Consider the following 20,102-nt stretch of genomic DNA (forward strand, 5'->3'; position numbering starts at 1 on the left):
TCACATGGATAGACGTTTTTATCAGCTCAAGGCGCTGAGTCGCCGCTCGTTGTTGCTCCGTTCCACCCTGTTGCTGTTGCCTGCTGCGCTGCCCGGCGCGGTCCAGGCGCAGTATCAGGAGCTGGGCCAGCCGGGCTCGCCGGCCAGCTGGCAGTCGGCCGAATACAACCAGGATTGGGGCCTGGAACGCATGGGGGCCAGTGCCGCCTACGCCGCCGGCATCACCGGCAGCGGGGTGAAGATCGGCGCCCTGGACTCAGGGTTCGACGCCAGCCATGGCGAAGCCTCGCCCGACCGCTTCCACGGCGTCACCGCCACCGGCACCTATGTCGATGGCACGCCGTTCAGCGTCTCCGGGGTGCTCAACGGCAACAACGACAGCCATGGCACCCACGTCACCGGCACCATGGCCGCGGCCCGCGACGGCATCGGCATGCACGGCGTGGCGTTCAACGCCCAGCTCTACGTCGGCAACACCAACAAGAACGACAGTTTCCTCTTCGGCCCGACCCCGGACCCGCGTTACTTCAGGGCGGTCTACGGCGCCTTGGCGGATGCCGGGGTGCGGGCCATCAACAACAGTTGGGGCAGCCAGCCGCCGGGTGTCAGCTACCAGACCCTGGGGGATTTGCAGGCCGCCTACGCCCAGCATTACGACCAGGGCACCTGGCTGGACGCGGCCGCTGATATCTCGCGCCAGGGCGTGATCAACGTATTCAGCGCCGGCAACAGCGGCTATGCCAATGCCAGCGTGCGCGCGGCGCTGCCGTATTTCCAGCCGGACCTGGAAGGCCATTGGCTGGCGGTGTCCGGCCTGGATGCCAACAACCAGCAGCGCTACAACCAGTGCGGCGCGGCCAAGTACTGGTGTGTGGCCGCGCCCGGGCGGCTGATCTCCAGCACCGTGCCCGGCGGCGGCTATGCCACCAAGTCCGGCACCTCGATGGCCGCGCCCCATGCCAGCGGCGCCCTGGCCCTGGTGATGGAGCGTTATCCCTACATGAACAACCAGCAGGCCCTGGAGGTGCTGCTGACCACCGCCACCCAACTGGACGGCTCGGTCACCGAAGGGCCCACCAGCCGGGTTGGCTGGGGCGTGCCCAACCTGGAGCGGGCGATGCGCGGGCCGGGGCAGTTGCTGGGAACGTTCGACGCCAACCTGGGCGCCGGGCAGCGCGACCTCTGGAGCAACGACATCTCGGACAAGGCGCTGTTGCAGCGCCAGGGCGAAGACGCCGCCGAGCATACGGCCTGGCAACAGACCCTCAAGGACCGGGGCTGGGAACACGGCCTGGGCGCCGGCGCCAGCCAGCAGGACAAGACCGACTATGCGGTCGGCATGGCCCGGGACGCTGCCGCGGCGCAACGGGTGTATCAAGGCAGCCTGGTCAAGTCCGGCGCCGGGCAACTGATTCTCAGCGGCAGCAACAGCTATCGCGGCGCGACCACGGTCAACGCCGGCCTGCTGACGGTCAACGGTTCCCTGGCCTCCGCGGTCACGGTCAATGCCGGCGGCACCCTCGGTGGTTCCGGGCGGGTCGGCGCGCTGCTGGCCAACAGCGGCGCCACCGTGGCCCCGGGCAACTCCATCGGCACCTTGCAGGTGGCGGGGGATGTGACCTTCCAGCCGGGCTCGACCTATGCGGTGGAACTGTCGCCCACCAGCAGCGACCGCATCGTGGCCGGGGGCAAGGCCACGCTGAACGGCGCCGGGGTCACCCTGGCCCTGGAAAACAGTCCGCAACTGCTCAGCGTGGAGCAGACTCAAAGCCTGATCGGCCGCCAGTACTCGATCCTCCAGGCGGCCAACGGCATCGACGGCCGTTTCGGCGCGGTGCAGCCCGACTACCTGTTCCTCGGCGGCAGCCTCGATTACTCGGCCAGCGCGGTACAACTGAGCATCGGGCGTAACGCCACTTCGTTCGCCAGCGTCGGCCTGACCCCGAACCAGCGCGCCGTGGCGGCCGCCGCCGAGCAGTTGGGCGCCGGCAACCCGGTGTACGAAAGCCTGTTGCGCTCGCCGAACGCGGCGGTGGCGCAGCAAGGATTCCAGCAGTTGTCCGGGGAGATCTATCCGGCCCTGGGCTCGATGCTGCTCAACGACAGCCGCTACCTGCGCGAAGCGGTGGGCGAGCGCTTGCAGGTGCCTGGCGCGTCGGCCCAGGGCCAGGGCAATGCCTGGCTCAAGGTCCTGGGCGCCTGGGGCAAGAACGACGGCGACCACGACACCGAGGCCTACAACACCTCCATCGGCGGCCTGCTGCTGGGGGCCGACGGCGCGCTCAGCGACAGCACGCGCCTGGGCGCCTTCGCCGGCTACAGCGACAGCTCCCTGAGCATGGGCGGCGGCACCCACTCCAAGGCCTCGGTGGACAGCTATCACCTGGGCACCTACCTCGGCCACGAGCTGGGCGCCTGGCGCCTGAGCGCGGGCGCGGCCCACAGCTGGCATCGCGCCGACGTCACGCGCGACCTGCAATGGGCCGAGGTCAGCGGCAAACAGAAAGCCAAGGTCGATGCCCGCACCAGCCAGGTGTTCGGCGAGGCGGCCTATAGCCTGGACCTGCCGGCGCTGGCCCTGGAGCCTTTCGGCAACCTGGCGTATGTGCACCTGCACCGCGACAGCTTCAAGGAGAAGGGCGATGCCGCGGCATTGCAGGGCGGCAGCGACAGTCGCGAAGCCGTGCTCAGCACCCTGGGCCTGCGCGCCGTGAAGAGCCTCGAGCTGTCCGGGCAGACCCGCCTGGACCTGTCCGGCTCCCTGGGCTGGCAGCACAACCTCAGCGATACCCGGGCCGAAGAACACCTGGCCTTCGCCGCCGGCGGCACGCCGTTCAGCGTCGAAAGCACGTCCCTGGCACGCAATGCGGCGCTGGTCGGGGCCCAGGCCAGCCTGGCCCTGAGCCGGGACCTGCGCCTGAGCCTGGATTACCAGGGCCAGCTGGCCAGCGGCGAGAAGCACCACGGGGCAGGGCTGAGCCTCAACTGGCAGTTCTGAGCCCACGCTTTGACAGCAGCCTGGCGTCGCAAGGTCGCGGCGCCAGGGCCATCCCTATCGGCACAGCGCGGGCCGCCATTGGCGGGCCGGCTGCTCGATGAAGCAACAGGCGCCGGCTACAGGCGCACTGCGTTTAACAAGAAAACCAAGATCAGCAGGAAAACTAAGGACGGTACGGATGAAATACAGCTTTATGGCGGCTGCTCCGGCAGCCAACAGCCTGGTGCGCGCTTCGTGTGGCGCCTTGATCTGCGGCCTGGCCGTGGCGGGCGGCGCCCAGGCCGCGCCTTATGTGGAAAGCGGCCAGGCGGGCAATCCCGGTAGCTGGCGCAGCGCCGAATTCAATGCCGAGTGGGGGCTGGGGGCGATCCATGCCGAAGACGCCTATGCCGCCGGCTATAGCGGCAAGGGCGTCAAGCTGGGGATCTTCGACCAGCCGGTGTACGCCCAGCACCCGGAATTCAGCGGCGCCGACAAGGTGATCACCCTGGTCACCAGCGGCATTCGCGAATACACCGACCCTTACATCCCGGTCAAAGCCGGCGACGCCTTTCGCTATGACGGCACGCCTTCGGTGGGCTCCGACGGCAAGCTTGGCTCCCACGGCACCCACGTCGGCGGTATCGCCGCCGGCAGCCGCGATGGCGGGCCGATGCACGGCGTGGCCTACGGCGCACAGATCATCAGCGCCGACAACGGCGACCCGGGCCCGGAGGACGGGATCATTCTCGGCAACGACGGCGCGGTGTACCGGGCCGGTTGGGACGCCCTGGTGAACAGCGGCGCGCGAATCATCAACAACAGCTGGGGCATCGGTATCACCGACCGCTTCGACCAGGGCGGCCGCGACCCGGCGTTCCCGCATTTCACGGTGCAGGACGCCCAGTTGCAGTTCGACCAGATCCGGCCGCTGCTGGGCACCCGCCAGGGCGGCGCCTACAGCGGGGCGATCGATGCCGCCCGCGGTGGCGTGCTGACCATCTTCGCCGCCGGTAACGACTACAACCTGAACAACCCGGACGCCATCGCCGGCCTGGCCTATTTCGTTCCGGAAATCGCCCCGAACTGGATGACGGTGGCGGCGTTGCAGAAGAACCCGGACACCAGCAGCCCCAACCCTTTCACCCTCAGCACCTTCTCCTCGCGTTGCGGCTACACCGCGAGCTTCTGCGTCTCGGCGCCGGGGACCCGGGTCTACAGCGCGGTGATCGGCGGCACCAGCCTGGACAACATGACCGTCGGTTACGGCAACAAGAGCGGCACCTCCATGGCCGCGCCTCATGTGGCGGGCGCGGCGGCGGTGCTGATGGAGCGCTTCCCGTACATGAGCGGCTCGCAGATCGCCACGGTGCTGCGTACCACCGCCACCGACATGGGCGCTCCGGGCATCGACGCCCTGTACGGCTGGGGCATGATCGACCTGCGCAAGGGCATCGACGGCCCGGGCATGTTCATTACCGAGGCGGACATTCCCGAGGAGTTCCGGATCCAGGGCGCCTACGGTTCCGGCCAGTTCGTGGCCGACCTGCCCGGCATCGGCGCGGTGGTGGATGCCGGCAAGCCGACCCAGCGGCTGTGCACCGACGTGCATTGCGGCCTGGATACCTGGCGCAACGACATTTCCGGGCATGGCGGCCTGACCAAGCAGGGCATCGGCACCCTGGTGCTCACCGGCAACAACAGCTACAGCGGCCCGACCCTGGTCAACCAGGGACGCCTGGCCGTCAATGGCACGCTGGCCTCCAACGTGACGGTCAACGACAGCGGCATTCTCGGTGGTAACGGGCGCATCGCGTCGCTGACCGCCAACCGTGGCGGTACCGTGGCCCCGGGCAACTCCATCGGCACCTTGCAGGTGGCGGGCGACGTGACCCTGCAGCCGGGTTCGACCTACGCGGTGGAGCTGTCGCCCACCAGCAGCGACCAGATCGTTGCCGGCGGCAAGGCCACCATCGGCGGGGCGAACGTGACCCTGGCCCTGGAAAACAGCCCGACCCTGCTCAGCGCCAGCGAGGCGCGCAGCCTGTTGGGCCGGCAGTACAACATCCTGCAGGCCGCCGGTGGCATCGATGGGCGTTTCGCGTCGATCGCGCCGAATTACCTGTTCCTCGGTGGCAACCTCGACTACAGCGCGGGCGGCGTGCAGTTGCAGGTGCAGCGCAACGGGACGTCCTTCAGCGAGGTCGGCCTGACTCCGAACCAGCGTTCCGTGGCGGCCGCCGCCGAGCAGTTGGGCGCGGGCAATCCGGTGTACGAAAGCCTGCTGCTGTCGGCGGACGCCGCCAGCGCCCAGCAAGCCTTCCAGCAACTGACCGGGGAAATCCACCCAGCCATCGGCACGCTGCTGATCAACGACAGCCGCCAACTGCGCAATGCCGTGGGCGACCGCCTGCGCCAGGACGGCCTGCTCGATTCGTCGGCGCCGACCACCGCCGACAACAACGTCTGGTTCAAGGCACTTGGCGCCTGGGGCAAGGCCGACGGCGGTTATGACAACGCCGACTACACCACCTCGATCGGCGGCCTGCTGGTCGGTGTCGACGGGCTGGTTGCCGAGGACACCCGCCTCGGGCTGTTCACCGGCTATAGCGACAGCTCCCTGAGCATGGGCGACGGCACCCATTCCTCGGCCTCGGTGGACAGCTATCACCTGGGTGCCTACCTGGGCCATCAGCTGGATGCCGTGCGCCTGAGCGTCGGCGGTTCCTACAGCTGGAGTCGCATCGATGTGAAGCGCGACCTGCAATACGGCGAGTTCTCGGACCGGCAGAAGGTCAAGCGCGATGCCCAGACCGCCCAGGTGTTCACCGAAGCGGCGTGGCAAGTGACGCTGCCCGGCGTGGCGCTGGAGCCTTTCGCCAACCTGGCCTACGTGCATGTGGGCAGCGACAGCTTCCACGAAAAGGGCGGGGCAACGGCGCTCAAGGGCGGCGACGACAACCGCGACGCGGTGCTCTCGACTCTTGGCCTGCGCGCCAGCAAACGCTTCGCCCTGGCCGAGGCCCGGCAGCTGGAGCTGGCCGGTACCCTGGGTTGGCAGCATAACTTCAGCGACATCAACTCGGAGCAGCACCTGGCTTTTGCCAATGGCAGTTCGTTCAACATACAGAGCGTTGCGCTGGATCGTAACGCTGCTGTGGTCGGGGCGCGCGCCGGGCTGCTGCTGGGGCGCGATACCCGGGTAAACCTGGACTACAACGGCCTGCTGGGTTCTCGGGACAAGAGTCATGGGGTCGGCCTGACCCTGGACTGGCAGTTCTGAGGCCGATACAGGCCAATGACCATAAAAGCGAGGTATACACATGGGTGTATTTGATTACCGGAATTTCACGGGCGAGGCGGGCAAGGCGTTGTACGCCGATGCCCTGGAGCTGACGCTCTACGCCTACGCCCCCACCGGGCAGCCGCTGGCGTCGGGCTGGACGTCGATTTCCGCGGGGCAACTGGGCTATCAGGGCAAGGTCGGGGCGCAAGGCACCTTCTTCGGCGAGAAGGACGGCTTCACCAGCGCCGAAGTGGAAGTGCTGGGGCGCTACGATGAGGCCGGCAAGCTGCTGTCGATCGGCATCGCCTTTCGCGGCACCGGCGGGCTGGGCTTCAGCGATACCCTGGGCGACATCAAGAACAACCTGCTGGCGGCGGTCGGGCCGGTGGGCTATGCACGGGACTACAGCAAGAACGCCTTCGACAACCTGCTCAAGAGTGTCGCCGACTTCGCTGCGGCCCAGGGGCTGAGCGGCCAGGATGTGCTGGTCAGCGGCCACAGCCTGGGCGGCCTGGGGGTCAACAGCCTGGCGGAACTGAGCGGCACTGACTGGGGCGGCTTCTACGCCGACGCCCGTTATGTAGCGTTCGCCTCGCCGACCCAGAGCGCGGGCGGCAACGTGCTGAACATCGGCTACGAAAACGATCCGGTGTTCCGGGTGCTCGACGGCACCACGTTCAATGCCTCGTCCCTGGGGGCCCACGACCAGCCCCAGGCCTCGGCGACCAACAACATCGTCAACTTCAATGAGCACTACGCCTCGACCCTGGAGAACCTGCTGCCGCAGAGCATCCTCAACCCGCTGTCGTGGAAAGCCCACGGTTCCGCGGGTTACGCCGATGGCCTGAACCGGGTGGTCGACTCCGCGTTCTACGACCTGACCAGCAAGGACTCGACGCTGATCGTCTCCACGCTGGCCGAGGCCAGCCGTGGCAAGACCTGGGTCGAAGACCTCAACCGCAACGCCGAGCCGCACAAGGGCAGCACCTTCATCTTCGGCACCGACGGCAACGATCTGCTCAAGGGCGGGCGTGGCAACGACTTCATCGAGGGGCGTGACGGCAACGACACCTTCCGCGATGACGGCGGCTACAACATCCTGCTCGGCGGCAAGGGCCACAACGTCTTCGACCTGCAGCAGTCGCTGAGTCAATTCAGCGTGGTCAACGATGGCGACGGCAGCCTGTATGTGCGCGATGCCTATGGTGGCATCAGCATGACCCGGGACATCGGCGCGCTGGTGAGCAAGGAGCCGGGGTTCGCCTGGGGCCTGTTCAGCAAGGAAGTGACCCACAGCGTGACCGACCAGGGCCTGCTGGCCGGCAACCAGCTGACCGCCTACAACCACTCGCTCAATGGCGACGCCTACGGCAATGCGCTGGTGGCCAGCGTCAATGGCGACTGGTTGTTCGGGCACGGTGGCGACGACGTGCTGCGCAGCGACAAGAGCGACGTGACCTTTGTCGGCGGCGCCGGCAACGATGTCATCTACTCCCACGGCGGTGGCGCCAACACCTTCCTGTTCAGCGGCGCCTTCGGTTTCGACAGCATCCATGGCTACCAGGGCAGCGACAAGCTGGTGTTCATGGGCGTGGCGGGCGCGGGGCAGGGCTACGACTACACCCAGCACCTGACACAGAGCGGCCAGGACACCCTGCTCAGCGTCGGCGACTACGCCGTCACGCTGGTCGGGATCGCTCCGGACAGCCTCTCCGGCACGGGGATCGTCTTTGCATAAATAGAGAGCAACAACAGGCATTGCACTAAGGGCGGGGCGTCGGCGTAAGACGCCCCGTTCGCGTGAGCTATCTCGGACTGGTCAAACAACGAAAGAGAGAGGCAATACCATGGGTGTGTATGACTATAAAAACTTCGGCACAGAAGATTCCAAGGCGCTGTTTTCCGACGCCCTGGCGATCACGCTGTATTCCTATCACAACCTCGACAACGGCTTTGCCACGGGTTACCAGCACAACGGCTTCGGCCTCGGCCTGCCGGCCACGCTGGTGACGGCACTGATCGGCGGCAGCGATTCCCAAGGGGTGATTCCCGGGCTGCCGTGGAACCCCGACTCGGAAAAGGCCGCCCTGGAGGCGGTGAAAAAGGCCGGCTGGACGCCCATCGGCGCCTCCCAGCTGGGCTACGACGGCAAGACCGACTTCAGGGGCACCTACTACGGAGAGAAGGCCGGCTACACCACGGCCCAGGTGGAAGTCCTCGGCAAGTACGACAGCCAGGGCCACCTGACCTCCATCGGCATCGCCTTTCGCGGCACCAGCGGACCCCGTGAGTCGGTGATCGGCGACACCATCGGCGACGCGATCAACGACCTGATGGCGGCGCTGGGGCCCAAGGACTACGCGAAAAACTACGCTGGCGAAGCCTTCGGTTCGCTGCTCGCCGATGTCGCGGCCTTCGCCCGGGCCAATGGCCTGAGCGGCAAGGACGTACTGGTCAGCGGCCACAGCCTAGGCGGCCTGGCGGTCAACAGCCTGGCGGACCTGAGCGGCGAACGCTGGTCGGGCTTCTTCAAGGATTCCAAGTACGTGGCCTATGCCTCGCCGACCCAGAGCGCGGGGGACAAGGTGCTGAATATCGGCTACGAGAACGATCCGGTGTTCCGTGCCCTCGACGGTTCCTCGTTCAACCTGTCGACCCTTGGCGTGCATGACACGGCACAGGCCTCGGCGACCAACAACATCGTCAGTTTCAACGATCACTACGCCTCGGCGATCTGGAATGCGTTGCCGTTCTCCATCGTCAACGTGCCCACCTGGCTGACGCACCTGCCCACCGGTTACGGCGACGGCATGACACGGATCCTCGAGTCGAAGTTCTACGACCTGACCAGCAAGGATTCGACCATCGTCGTCGCCAACCTGTCGGACCCGGCGCGGGCCACCACCTGGGTCCAGGACCTCAATCGCAACGCCGAAACCCACAAGGGCAGCACCTTCATCATCGGCAGCGACGGCAACGACCTGATCCAGGGCGGCCAGGGCAACGACTACCTGGAGGGCCGCGCCGGCGACGATACCTTCCGCGATGCCGGTGGCTACAACATCCTGTTGGGCGGCCAGGGCCACAACACCCTGGACCTGCAGCAGTCGGTGCACAACTTCAGCTTCGCCAACGACGGCGCCGGCACCCTGTATGTGCGCGATGCCAATGGCGGCATCAGCATCACCCGGGATATCGGTGCCATCGTCAGCAAGGAGCCGGGTTTGCTCTGGGGCCTGTTCAAGGACGACGTGACCCACAGCGTTACCGACAAGGGCCTGCTGGCGGGGAGCAACCTGACCCAGTACGCCTCGTCGGTGAAGGGCGACGCGGCGGCCAATACCCTGACCGCCCACGCCGGCGGCGACTGGCTGTTCGGCCTGGACGGCGACGACCACCTGATCGGCGGCCGGGGCAACGATGTGCTGGTGGGAGGCGCGGGCAACGACCTGCTGGAGTCGGGCGGGGGCAGCAACACCTTCCTGTTCAGCGGCGACTTCGGCCATGACCGCGTGCTGGGTTACCAGGGCAGCGACAAACTGGTGTTCCTCGGCGTCGAAGGCGTCGGCGCGAACACCGATTTGCGCGCCCATGCCAGCACCGTGGGCAGCGACACCTTGCTGACCTTCGGCGGCGATTCGGTGACCCTGGTGGGCGTCAGCCTGGACAGCCTCAACGGCGCGAACATCACCATCGCTTGAAGAGGGGCCGCGTAGGGCGGGGCGTTTGTCCTGCGCGGTCTGGCGTCCTCTCTGCCTGCGCTTTTGTGGCAAGTCGCCCGACAGGGGCCCGAAGGGTGACCTGGCACGCTGCACATGACTCCAATACCTGTCCGCCCATGGCCCACCGGTCGATAAGTACCGGCCCCTGGCCAGGCGGCGCGATGGCGCGAGCGCGTTCGGTGGCGATTAAAGTCCGCGGCCGGCCACGCGTTATCCAGACAGGCAGCCGCTGCCCAGGCCGCGGCTGAGGCTCAAGTGATTGGCAGGAGAAAGGCAAGGTGAGTGATAACCCGAGGTATGGCATCGGTCTGGCGCTGGTCCTGGCGGCAGGCAGCACAATGGCCGAGGACCTGCCGGCGCAGTCGATTCTGCAGCGCTTCGGTGTGACCCCTGAGCAGCTACCGGCGGCGGTGCCGGGCCAGGCAGCGGAGCCTGAGCAGGACAGTCGCTTTCGTATCGACGCCGAACAGCCCTGGGTGAACGTGACGCTGGGGGAGGGCAAGCAGCCTGAAACCACCGGCAATATCAGTATCGATAATGCGGCGGCCCGAGAGTTCGAGCGTTGTCGGCAAGTGCGCAGGGAACTGCAGCGACGGGGGGAGCAGCGCTACATTTCCTGCGATGACAGCGTGCCGGGGCAGCACCCGGCGCCCTGGTCGCCCTGAGGACGACCAGGCTCGAGGGCTCAGTCCTCTTGGCGGACGGTGGCGACATCATCCGCCTTGACGCGGATCTTCTTGCCGGAGATGTCGACGAATTCGTAGAACCCGTCGCTGGTCTTGGTTTTAGGGATGTCCTTGGTCAGGTATTGCGTGCCGTTCTGCAGGGTCACCACGGTCGGCGTGGCGCAGCCGCCCAGCGCCAGGAAGGCTGCAACGGCCAACGGCAGGGCCAGGTTTTTGACGTTCATAGACAAATCTCTCTTCAGGAATCCTGTGAGTCCACCCACGTTTGGCGGCTCGCAACTATACGGCTATCCGCCCGTTGGTGTAGTTAAGAGTCAGAAAGTTCTGAGGTAGTGCAGAAACTAGTGCAAAAAAACTAGTGCAAAACCTCTGACGCCGCTGATCCAATACCATTTGCCAGGCCAGGGGGCACCTGATATCTGTATGCATAACCAGTATCAATCTCTCTGTGGCGCCCTTGTCCCGTGACTTCCAACCCCCTGGAAAACCCGCTTTATTACCTGCATAACTTCCAGCAGGTGCTGGCCTGGCTCGAACTGCGTTATGCCGATGTGCTGTCGCCCGAAGAGCGTGGGTTCATCGCCGACTTCTCGGCCCTGGCCGAGCCATCCCAGGCCTTGCTGGTGCGCATGATCATGCGCAAGGGCTGTCATTTTCGCACGACCCGGCTGGCCTATGAGGAAATTGGTGACACCCGGACGGCGGCGGCGCCGCTGGTGCGCCTGGGCTGGGTCGACGAACAGGCGCCGCTGACCCTGGAAGAGCTGTTCGGCCTGCTGCAGAAGGCCGAGATCCTCCACGGCTTCCGCGCCGCGATCGATCAGCCCAAGGGCCGCAAGTCCGACTGGCTGGAGGCGCTGGCGCCGTTGTTCGACGAGCCGCGCAGCCTGGGCCAATGGTGTCCCGAACTCGAAGACGGGGTGTACAGCCTGACCGTCATGGCGCTGTGCGACCGCTTGCGCCTGATGTTCTTCGGCAACCTGTACCAGGACTGGTCGGAGTTCGTCCTGGCCGACCTGGGCATCTTCACCTACGAGAAGGTCGAATTGGGCGACGACGCCCGGGCCTTGCGCAGCCGCGCCGACGTCGAGGATTTCCTGTACCTGGAGGACTGCCGGCAGCGCTTCGAAAGCGGCGCGGCGCTGAATGAGGTACTGGCGGGCATCCAGGCGTTCGCCAGCGACAACCCCTGGCTGCAACGGCGCCAGGCCAAGCTGCTGTTCCTGCTGGGCCAGCACTGCGAGCGGCTCGCCGACTGGCCGCTGGCTGAGACGATCTACCGGGCCTGCGCTTACCCCGGGGCGCGAATGCGCCTGATCCGGGTGCTGGAGCGCAGTGGCGACTACCCCCAGGCCCTGGTCCTGGCCGAGGCGGCCGGACTGGCCCCGCAGAGTGCGGCCGAACAGCAGCAACTGCTGCGGGTGCTGCCGCGGCTACGGCGCAAACTGGGTGGCCCGGCCACGCCACGGGGCGGTGTGCGCCCGATGCAGCGCCTGGACCTCGAGCTGCCGCGGGTCGACCCGGAGTTGTCGGTGGAATTCCACGTCCAGGCCCACCTCCATGAGGCCGAGGCGCCGGTGCATTACGTGGAGAACAGCCTGATCAATTCGCTGTTCGGGCTGCTGTGCTGGCCGGCGATCTTCGCGCCGCTGCCCGGGGCGTTCTTCCACCCGTTCCAGCGCGGGCCGGCAGACCTGTTGAGCGAGGATTTCCATGCCCGGCGCGCCGATCTGTTCCAGGCCTGCCTGGCGGAGCTGGACGACGGGCGTTACAGGCAGACCATTCGCCAGCGCTACCTCGACAAGTGGGGCGTGCAATCGCCATTCGTGTTCTGGGGCGCCCTCAGCGAAGAGCTGCTGGAACAGGCCCTGGCCTGCCTGCCGGCACAGCACCTGCGGCACTGGTTCGAGCGCCTGCTGCAGGACATCAAGGCCAACCGCGCCGGCATGCCGGACCTGATCCAGTTCTGGCCGCGGCAGAAGACCTACCGGATGATCGAGGTCAAGGGCCCGGGCGACCGCCTGCAGGACAACCAACTGCGCTGGCTGGAGTTCTGCCAGCAGCACCAGATGCCGGTGGCGGTCTGCTACGTGCAATGGGCGGAGCCGCAGGGGTGACCTACCGCATCGCGGTACGGGCGCTGTGCGAGTTCACCGCCAAGGCCGGCGACCTCGACCTGCGCTTCACCCCGTCGCCCACGGCGCTGGAAGGCATCCAGGGCCATCGCACGGTGGCGGCGCGGCGCAACGCGAACTACCAGAGCGAGGTGGCGCTCGAAGGCCGCTTCGGCGCCTTGACGGTCAAGGGCCGGGCGGACGGTTACGACCCGGACGCCAACCTGCTGGAAGAGGTCAAGACCTACCGCGGCGACCTCGAACGCATGCCGGCCAACCACCGCCAGCTGCATTGGGCCCAGGCCAGGATCTATGGCTGGCTTCTCTGCCAGCAGTTGCAACTGCGCAGCATCCGCCTGGCACTGGTGTACTTCGACATCCTCAGCGAGGCCGAGACCTCACTGGTGGAGGAGCACGACGCCCAGGCCCTGGAGCAGTTCTTCAACCGCCAATGCAGCCTGTTCCTGCAATGGGCCGCACAGGAACTGGCCCATCGCAGCGCCCGGGACCAGGCCATGGCGGCGCTGCGCTTTCCCCACGCCGATTTCCGCCCGGGGCAACGCCAGCTGGCCGAGTCGGTGTACAAGGCGGTGAGCACCGGGCGCTGCCTGATGGCCCAGGCACCGACGGGGATCGGCAAAACCCTGGGCACGCTGTTTCCGATGTTCAAGGCCATGCCCGGGCAGCAACTGGACAAGCTGTTCTTCCTGACCGCCAAGACCCCGGGGCGCAAACTGGCGCTGGATGCCGCCGGGGTACTGTTCGAGCACAGCCCCGGGTTGCCGCTGCGGGTGCTGGAGCTGGTGGCCCGGGACAAGGCCTGCGAGCATCCGGAGCTGGCCTGCCATGGCGAGTCCTGCCCGCTGGCCAGGGGCTTCTACGATCGTCTGCCGGCCGCACGCCAGGCGGCGAGCCAGGTGCCGCTGCTGGACCAGCAGGCACTGCGCGAGATCGCCCTGGAACATGGGTTGTGCCCCTATTACCTGAGCCAGGAAATGGCCCGCTGGAGCGATCTGCTGGTAGCGGACTACAACTATTACTTCGACTTCAGCGCCTTGCTGTTCGGCCTGGCGCAGGCCAACCAGTGGCGAGTCGCGGCGCTGGTGGACGAAGCCCATAACCTGGTGGAGCGGGGGCGCTCGATGTACAGCGCCAGTCTCGATCAGTACCAGCTGGACAGCGTGCGCCAGGTTGCGCCGCAGGCGCTGAAGAACCCCCTGCAACGACTCAATCGGGAATGGAATGCCCTGCACAAGGAGCAGCGGCGGCCCTACCAGGCCTATGACCAGGCGCCGGCACCGCTGCTCAAGGCGTTGACGCTGTGTCTCTCGGCGATCGGCGACTACCTCAACGACCACCCGCAGGGGGTGGACAGTCGGCTGCAGGGTTTCTATTTCGAGGCGCTGCACTTCGCCCGGGTGGCCGAGCTGTTCGACCGGCAGTTCCTGTTCGATATCAGCAAGCGCGAGCTCAATGCCCGGCGCAGCCTGTCCGAACTCTGCCTGCGCAACGTGGTGCCGGCCGGGTTCCTGGCGCCGCGGCTGAGTGCGGCGCGCAGCACGGTGCTGTTCTCGGCGACCCTCAACCCCTGGCACTACTATCGCGACCTGCTGGGGCTGCCGGACAACACGGTGTGGATGGACGTGGCGTCGCCGTTCAGTGCGGAGCAGCTGGAGGTGCGGATCGTCAGTCGCATCTCCACCCGTTTCGCCCAGCGCCAGGCCTCCCTGGCGCCGATCGTCGAGCTGATCGCCACCCAGTTCCGCCAGCGCCCCGGCAACTACCTGGCGTTTTTCAGCAGCTTCGATTACCTGCAGCAGGTGGCCAGCCTGCTGGCCGAACGGCACCCGGAGATTCCCTTGTGGCAGCAGTCCCGAGGGATGGACGAGGGGCAACGCCAGGGCTTTCTCGAGCGTTTCGACGCCGATGGCCAGGGGGTGGGTTTCGCCGTGCTGGGCGGGGCGTTCGGCGAGGGCATCGACCTGGCGGGGTCGCGGCTGATCGGCGCCTTTATCGCCACCCTGGGCCTGGCCCAGTTGAACCCGGTGAACGAGCAACTGAAGCGGCGCATGGCGGCGATCTTCGGCGCCGGCTACGACTACACCTACCTGTACCCGGGCCTGCAGAAGGTGGTGCAGGCCGCGGGCCGGGTGATCCGCAGCCAGCAGGACCGTGGCGTGGTGATGCTGATCGACGACCGCTTCGCCGAGCCCCGGGTCCGGCAATTGCTACCGGGCTGGTGGGCGCTCGATGCACCTGCCGGGCCCGCTGGCCAATGAGTGGCTCTCAGCGGTTGTCGGAGGGGGTTGCATCCTGCACTGCGCGGATAAACCGGCGCAGGGTCTGGCCGGGGCCGGTGCGGAAGACGGTGGGTCTCGGCTGGCCTTCGTCCGCGGCGATGAAGACGAAGTGATCGCCTTCCAGCTGATAGCTGGCGGGCAAGTGCTTGCCGCTATCGGCGCCGATGGAGTCGACCCAGGTAATGGACTTGGGTTGAGTGCTGGCATCGAGGGTAAAACGCCCGGCGAGCAGCAGCTCGCCTTCCAGGGTCACCACGCGGAACCCTTGCCCCGAAATCAGGGTCAGGGCTCCTGGTGCGCCGTGCTCGTCGGGTGGATCGATGACCCCGTTGTCCTCGAACGCTACCTGTTCCCAGGCACCTTGAAGTTGTTGCAGGTCAAGCAGGTCAGCAGCTGTCATCGACGTTCGGGCCTTGTGTCGTGGCGGGTTGGGGCAGGGCTCAATTGAAGACGTTGCGGCCGATGCAGTACGTCAGCAGGTCCTGATCGCTCTCGACTTCCAGTTTGCGCATGGCGGAAATCTTCTGCGCGCTGATGGTCTTCGAGCTGCGGTTCTGGCTGCGGGCAATCTCACTGACGCTCTTGCCGGCCACGAACAGGCGCAGAATCTCGAACTCCTTGGGCGAGAGCATGGAGATCCGGTCGTCGATGCTGGCGTTGGACTCGATGACCGAGGTGGGCGCGGGCTCCAGGCTCTGATAGGAGCCCCGTTCGACGATGGTCTTGAGTGCCACCTGGATTTCATTGTGCAGCTGGCTTTTCTGGATCACCCCGACCACACCCAGCTCATGCAGACGCGTCAGGATCAACTGGTTGGAAATCATGGTCAGGATCAGTATCTGCAGGCGCGGGTAGTGGCGCTTCAGGTACTCGATCAGCTTGAGGCCGTCACCATAAGGCGAGTCCCCCGGCATGTTGTAGTCGGTGATGACGATATCGACCGGCTGTTGTTCGAGCAGCTCGATCAGGCCCTGGGAACTGATGGCTTCGCCGACGATCTCGAAGTTTTTTTCTCGCTCCATCAACTCGCGAACCCCGAGCAGCACAATCGGGTGATCGTCGGCGATGACTACTTTAAATTTTTCCATGTCTAGCCACTCGTAATGCGCCGGTTGGTGAGGAGGAAGAGTAAGGGATTGCGTTCATGAAATCTTGTCGCGCCTCAGTCAAGTGCATTAAGAATATTCGTCAAGCTCTGGATCAGGCTTTCCACCTCGACAGTCACGGAAGGGGTAATGGCGTCCTGCAGGATCCGGGATTCCAGCTCGGCGCAGTTTTTCGCCAGCGTCGCCAGTTGCACCGCACCCAGTGCCCCGGCGGCACTGTGCAAGCGTTCGGCGAGCTTCTTCGCGTCCTGGGCCTGGAGTGCGTCCGTCACGCTCTGGACGTCCTGGCGCATGGTGGTAATGAACAGTTCACGCATTTTCGCCGACAGCTCGATCATCGTGTCGCCGGTCGTGGAGGCAGGGAGTTCTGGGGGCATCGGTTCCGGATCCGGGGCAGGCGCCTTGGCGCAAAGGTTCGACAGGTAGTGGTGCAGGGTCTGCAGGCTCAAGGGTTTGACGATCCAGGCATTCATGCCGATGGCCATGCAGCGGTTGCCTTCTTCGCGCAGGGCATTGGCGGTGATCCCGATGATCGGGATCTGCCGGTCCCGCTCGCGCAGGGCACGGGTCAGTTCATAACCGTTGAGCAACGGCATGTTCACATCGGTCAGCACCAGATCGAACAGTTGGGGCTGCCAGAGCTGCAAGGCTTCCTGGCCATTGGCGGCGGTGGTCACCCGGCAGCCCAGGGCTTCAAGCTGCTCCTTGATGATCGCCTGATTGATCGCATTGTCCTCGGCCACCAGGATGTGCAGATCGAGGCGCTTGCCCCCGTCGGCTTCAACGCCGGGCCTGGTCGTGGACTTGCCGTGCAAGGTCAGCGAGACGGCCCGGGCGATGGCGCGCACGTCATGCCCATCCACCGCACAGTCTCCGGGCGGCAGTGGCGCGAGGTGGTGATCGCCGGCAAGGCCGATGACCCGGGGGCCGGTCCAGGCGGGCGAGGTGTCCGACGGCAGGATATCCACCAGCAGGGTTGCCTGTCGCGCCGGTTCGACAGGGTTCGGCAACGGCTTGGCGGCGACGCCGAGACGGTTGAGCCAGTCGCAGGTGCTTTGCGCCAGTTCCGCGGCGGGAGCGCGCACGAGCACGGGGTGTTTCGTCGGCAGGATATCGGCGCAGCCGGCCAACACCCCTGGCATGACCTTCAACCCCAGCTGGAACGAGAAGCTGCTGCCCAGGCCAGGTTCGCTGACCACGCGGATCTGGCCGCCCATCATGTCGGCCAACCAGTGACAGATCGCCAGGCCAAGACCGGCACCCGCTTCGCTGCTGGCATCGCGCACCTGGTAGAAGGCATCGAACAGCCGCTCCTGCTGCGCCGGCGAAATGCCGATGCCGGAGTCGGTGACCTGCCATTCCAGGCTGGCCTGGCCATTTTCGCAGCCTAGGAGCCTGGCCCGCAGCACGACGCGCCCGCTATCGGTGAACTTGATCGCGTTGCTGATCAGGTTGTTGAGGACCTGGCGGATCCGCATCGGGTCGCCCAGCAGCAGGTCGGGGAGCGCCGTATCGATGCAGGCATAGAGCAGCAAGCCTTTCTGTTCGGCGAAGGCGGCATAGGTATGCAAGGTGTCCTCGATCATCTGCAGCGGGCAGAACGAGCTGGACTCGATCGCCATCTGCCCGGATTCGATCTTGGAGATGTCCAGGACGTCGCTGATCAACTGGAACAGGGTGCTCGACGAGCGCTGGATGGTCTGCAGGTGTTCGCGCTGCCGGGCATCCAGGCGCGTCAGGCCAAGCAGTTCCAGGGTGCCGAGCACGCCATAGAGCGGCGTACGGATTTCGTGGCTCATGGTGGCGAGGAACAGGGTCTTGGCTTCGTTGGCGGCATCGGCGTAGCGGCGGGCCTGCTCCAGCTCGGCCGCTCCCTCGATATGCCGGGTTACATCGTTGAAGGCGCAGAGCAGGGCGTCCTCGCCTTGATAGCGGGTCGGCACGAACCCCAGTTGCAGGTGTGCGCCATCGATATCCAGGTAGGTTTCGCCGGTATCGGCCATCTTCTGTTCGAACAGCCCTTGCAGTCGTTGGGTGCTGCCTGGCCACTGCTGGACCTTCTGGTTCTCCAGCAGGATCTTGAAGTCCGAGCGACGTACCACGCAGAGCCCGATGGGCGCGCTATCGATCACCGCCCGGCTGAACGCCTCGCTCTCGACGAGACGTCGATGGGACTGATAAGCGGGGGCGACGATCCGCGACCGGTACCAGCGGCTGATCCGCCAGCCACCGCCGAGCATGCCGATCAGCAACACCAGCAAGGCCAGGATCGGCCACAGGGTGGATTCGAAGTAGTTCCGGTAAGTGACGCTGTAGAACGCCGTCCAGCCTTTGGCGCTGTCGCTCGACACTTTGAATACCAGGCCCGCGGTGCCGATGTTCAGGCCGTCATGCAGCGCCGCATCCGGCTGCGCTGAGCCGATGAGCAATTTTCCCGAAGGCGAGACGAGGGTGAAATGGTCGTAGAGCGACCAGTCCATGATGCGTTCGATGTTGTTGACCTGATTCATGTTGAGCAGCGAAACGATACTGACTTCCTGGCCTGCGCCCTGAATCAGCACCTGCTGCGGGTCCAGCTTGACGTCCATGTAGGCCATCAGGCGCAGGGGCGCGTCGACCGGCGAAGGCGCTTCGAAGGAATTCCAGTGCACCCGCTCCAGGTCCTTGTGCGCGGTTTTTTCCGCCTGCAGTTTTTCAAATACATGCTGGACGAATGTCTGCGCAGGGACTTTTTTCTCGTCCAGGGTGCCCCGCGAGTGCCAGGCCGCCGGGATACTGATATCGAAGTTGTCATCGGCGTTGAACAGCAACACCAGGGGCGACTGATAGTGGGAGATCGACCAGAAGGTGCTGTAGTAGTCGGTCAGATGGCCGCCAAGGGCGAGCATCTTCGCCAGCTCGTCAGGTCCTGGGTGCAACCGGTCGGCGTTCAGTCTGAACGGGATGGAAAAGGGGAACTCGCGGCCTTCATAGACATTCGGGCCTTGTTCGGGCAGGGGTGTTTGTTGGTAGGTGCGGCGCGGGTCGGCCTTCAGTTGCCCGGCGATGCTGTACCTGGCGGTACCGCGGAGAAAGTCTTCATGTTCCTGGATGTTCTCCATGAGCCGCGTGAAGTGAAACTCGAAGGTGCTGTATTGCTCCTTGAGCATCTTGTGGACCGACCAGTAGCTGATGCCGATCAGCAACAGGGTCAGTCCGAGAAAAACCAGCAAGCCCTTGCTCAGGCGAATCGAGCTGCGCGTCAGGTTCTCAAGAAGCATGTCCCTCTGTTTCATCGCTGGTCGTCCGGAAAAGCGTAAAAAAGCCAGGATTTTACCGATAAATGACCCCTTGTCAGTGATGAACTGCCGTCTTTTGATGGTGGGAGAACTCAATGTCGTCAGTAGCTGGCCGCCGGGCCATCGTTGACCAGCAGTTCCTGGAACTGTTCGGGAGGGACGGCGCGGGAGATCAGGAATCCCTGGACCTGGCTGCAGTCGATCTTGCGCAGCAGTGCCAGCTCCTCGGCGCTTTCCACGCCTTCGGCGACCACAGTAAGCCCCAGCTGACGGCCCAGGGCGATGATGCTGGTCAAGGCCTTGGTCAGTTCCTCGTTGGCGTGGCAGCCCTGGACCAGGGCGCGATCGATCTTGAGTTCGGTGAAGGGGGTCGAAACCAGGTTCATGTAGGAGCTGTAACCCTTGCCGAAGTCGTCCTGGGACAGGCCGAAGCCCTTGATGCGCAAGCGACAGGCCCCCGCATAGAAGTTGCTGATGTCCTGAGGCACCGAGCACTCCATGAGTTCGAAGCAGATCTGCCCGGGTATGCCCTGGTGCTCCAGGACGAAGTCGAACAGGCGATCCGCCAGGTCATGGCTGTTGAGCAGGTGGGTCGGCAGGTTGATCGACACCGGGATGTCGTAGTCCTGTTGG

Annotated in this window: 12 protein-coding genes; 7 read left to right on the top strand and 5 right to left on the bottom strand. The window is 65.5% G+C overall.

Annotated elements, in window-relative coordinates; genetic code table 11:
* Positions 1 to 4: 4 nt before the first annotated feature.
* The 5 genes from ACQKQA_RS03175 (at position 5) to ACQKQA_RS03195 (ending at position 10,650) form a co-directional block, all read left to right on the top strand.
* Positions 5 to 2,998, top strand: a complete 2,994-nt coding sequence (locus ACQKQA_RS03175; RefSeq protein ID WP_427553414.1) for an autotransporter domain-containing protein — start codon at positions 5 to 7, stop codon at positions 2,996 to 2,998.
* Between the two features lie 193 nt (positions 2,999 to 3,191).
* Positions 3,192 to 6,260, top strand: a complete 3,069-nt coding sequence (locus ACQKQA_RS03180) for an autotransporter domain-containing protein (protein WP_427553447.1) — start codon at positions 3,192 to 3,194, stop codon at positions 6,258 to 6,260.
* 40 nt (positions 6,261 to 6,300) lie between these two features.
* Complete coding sequence (locus tag ACQKQA_RS03185; protein WP_427553416.1) at positions 6,301 to 8,001, top strand: polyurethane esterase; 1,701 nt, start codon at positions 6,301 to 6,303, stop codon at positions 7,999 to 8,001.
* A 109-nt stretch (positions 8,002 to 8,110) separates the two neighbouring features.
* Positions 8,111 to 9,964 (top strand): polyurethane esterase, encoded by a 1,854-nt coding sequence (locus tag ACQKQA_RS03190; protein WP_427553418.1) that lies wholly within the window; start codon positions 8,111 to 8,113, stop codon positions 9,962 to 9,964.
* Positions 9,965 to 10,263: 299 nt separating this feature from the next.
* Complete coding sequence (locus tag ACQKQA_RS03195) at positions 10,264 to 10,650, top strand: hypothetical protein (RefSeq protein ID WP_427553420.1); 387 nt, start codon at positions 10,264 to 10,266, stop codon at positions 10,648 to 10,650.
* Between the two features lie 20 nt (positions 10,651 to 10,670).
* Here the strand turns inward: ACQKQA_RS03195 and ACQKQA_RS03200 are convergent, their stop codons facing one another.
* The gene (locus tag ACQKQA_RS03200) at positions 10,671 to 10,895 is read right to left on the bottom strand and encodes a YgdI/YgdR family lipoprotein (protein WP_427553423.1); all 225 of its coding nucleotides are present in this window, start codon (positions 10,893 to 10,895) and stop codon (positions 10,671 to 10,673) included.
* 240 nt (positions 10,896 to 11,135) lie between these two features.
* Between ACQKQA_RS03200 and ACQKQA_RS03205 the strand changes: the two genes are divergently transcribed.
* Positions 11,136 to 12,788, top strand: a complete 1,653-nt coding sequence (locus ACQKQA_RS03205; RefSeq protein ID WP_427553425.1) for a VRR-NUC domain-containing protein — start codon at positions 11,136 to 11,138, stop codon at positions 12,786 to 12,788.
* On the top strand, positions 12,785 to 15,064 hold the full coding sequence (locus tag ACQKQA_RS03210) for an ATP-dependent DNA helicase (protein WP_427553428.1): 2,280 nt from the start codon (positions 12,785 to 12,787) through the stop codon (positions 15,062 to 15,064). Before ACQKQA_RS03205 ends, ACQKQA_RS03210 begins: the two co-directional genes overlap by 4 nt.
* A gap of 7 nt (positions 15,065 to 15,071) precedes the next feature.
* Here ACQKQA_RS03210 and ACQKQA_RS03215 read toward each other — a convergent pair whose 3' ends face one another.
* The 4 genes from ACQKQA_RS03215 to ACQKQA_RS03230 form a co-directional block, all read right to left on the bottom strand.
* The gene (locus ACQKQA_RS03215) at positions 15,072 to 15,485 is read right to left on the bottom strand and encodes a TIGR03067 domain-containing protein (protein WP_427553430.1); all 414 of its coding nucleotides are present in this window, start codon (positions 15,483 to 15,485) and stop codon (positions 15,072 to 15,074) included.
* Between the two features lie 40 nt (positions 15,486 to 15,525).
* On the bottom strand, positions 15,526 to 16,173 hold the full coding sequence (locus ACQKQA_RS03220) for a response regulator (protein WP_427553432.1): 648 nt from the start codon (positions 16,171 to 16,173) through the stop codon (positions 15,526 to 15,528).
* A gap of 74 nt (positions 16,174 to 16,247) precedes the next feature.
* On the bottom strand, positions 16,248 to 19,466 hold the full coding sequence (locus ACQKQA_RS03225) for a response regulator (RefSeq protein WP_427553434.1): 3,219 nt from the start codon (positions 19,464 to 19,466) through the stop codon (positions 16,248 to 16,250).
* 104 nt (positions 19,467 to 19,570) lie between these two features.
* Positions 19,571 to 20,102: EAL domain-containing protein (locus ACQKQA_RS03230; RefSeq protein ID WP_427553437.1), on the bottom strand; the 532-nt coding region annotated here is incomplete at its 5' end.

This window comes from Pseudomonas sp. NPDC089530, assembly GCF_050280705.1.
Taxonomy (GTDB): domain Bacteria; phylum Pseudomonadota; class Gammaproteobacteria; order Pseudomonadales; family Pseudomonadaceae; genus Aquipseudomonas.